At 60.2% G+C, this 1,683-nt stretch carries 1 protein-coding gene; it reads right to left on the bottom strand.

Features of this window, described 5'->3' with window-relative positions; all coding sequences use genetic code 11:
- Nucleotides 1-1,683, bottom strand: a 1,683-nt coding sequence (locus AB1555_20070; protein ID MEW6248975.1) for a molybdopterin-dependent oxidoreductase, incomplete at both ends; no start/stop codon positions are given.

Here is a 1,683-nt window from a genome sequence, read left to right as displayed (position 1 = left end):
GAATGCCGTAGTCGTCCGGGCGGACGTACGGGTTGGTGGTGAAGATCGCGTTCGGGAGATAGGGCGTGGCCTCGGTGCCCTCGCGGTGCACGACGAAGTTCTCGCCGTACTCGATGGCCTCCGGCTCCACCCGGTAGTTCTCGAATCGGCCCGATCGCATCCACATCGGCTTGGATTCGTTGACTTCCTCCCAGAAGGGTTGCCGCGGATAGGTGCGCGTCATCACCATCCAGCCCTTCTCGGACTTCAGCATCGTGTCGGCGCTGTAGCCATAGGCTGTGGCGCTGGCGTCCAAGGCGCGCTGCACAAACACATCCACCCGATTGATGTACACCATGTGGAAGTAGTCGCGCATGCGCTTGTCGCCGGTGATGTCGCTGAGCTTGGCCGCCACACCCGCGAAGGTGTCGAGATCGTTGCGGGTGTCGTACAGCGGCCGGATGCCGCCCTTCCAGACCTGGAACCAGGGATTGCTCACCGTCGCCGTCATCTCCGGATAGGTGAACTCCATCCAGGAGTTGCAGGCGAAGGCCACGTCGGCATGGTTCACGTCGGAGGTCATCTCAATATCCTGCGTGACGATGCACTCGATATTGGGATCGACGTTCTTGACCATGTCGTAGTGGTGCTTAGCGTTGTTGAGCACGTTCACGTTGGTCACCCAGCGGAGTTTGCTGGGGCTGGGCATGTGGGTCTTGCCGGTGAAGACCTTACGGCCGTACTTGGGCGTGTTGACGATCAAGGCCGTATCGCCATGGTTCCAGTAGCCGACTTCCTCGCCATAGTAATACGACTTGGTCTTGATCTCCTTGCCGTGGGCGTTGGGATCCAGGGTGATGTTGAAGGGATCTTCGCCCGTATGGACGGCGATCCCGGCGCCGGACCAGGGCGTGGCATTCCAGATACCCGCCTTGTAGTTGCCGGCCCAGGTATGCTGGCCGGTGCCGAACTTGCCCATGTTGCCGGTGATGATCAACACCATCGCCGCTGCACGAGAAGCGGCCGTCATGTGGAAGTAGTGATTGGTGCCCTCCCCGTTGTGGATGGAGGCCGGCTTGATCGTGCCGACATCGCGCGCCCACCGGACGATCAAGTCCTTGGGCGCCCGGTTGATCTGATGCACGGTGTCCAGATCATAGTCCTGGAAATGGATCAGGTACATCTGCCAGATCGGCAGCACGTCCACTTCCCGGCCGTTGAGCAGCTTCACCCGGTAGGTCCCGTGCAAGGCCGCGTCAATGCCGCTCTTCATGAAGTGATCCCCGACCAACTCGCGATGGATCGGCACCGCCTGGTTCTTGTTGAGATCCCAGACCATGAATCCACCGAGCCGCTCGATCTGCTCCGGCTTCAACGACTGCACCCGGCCCGAATAGCTCTTCGAGAAGTCCGGGAACTGATAGTCTTTGATCACGTCGCGCGGATCGAGATACTGCAACGTGTCCGTGCGGACCAGGAGCGGTGAATCGGTCCAGCCTTTCAGAAAGTCGATGTCGTGCATGTTCTCGTCCACGATGATCTTCATCGCGCCCAAGAACAACGCACCGTCCGAGTTATTGCGGACCGGAATCCAATAATCCGCCCGGTAGGCCGTCGGGTTATACTCCGGCGTGATCACCACGATCCGGGCGCCCCGCTCGATGGATTCCAGCTTCCAGTGCGCCTCCGGCATCTTGTTCTCGA

It is taken from the genome of Nitrospirota bacterium (genome assembly GCA_040755395.1).
Taxonomy (GTDB): domain Bacteria; phylum Nitrospirota; class Nitrospiria; order Nitrospirales; family Nitrospiraceae; genus DATLZU01.
The sequence above is the reverse complement of the archived record's forward strand: the minus strand, read 5'-3'. Positions and strand labels throughout refer to the sequence as shown.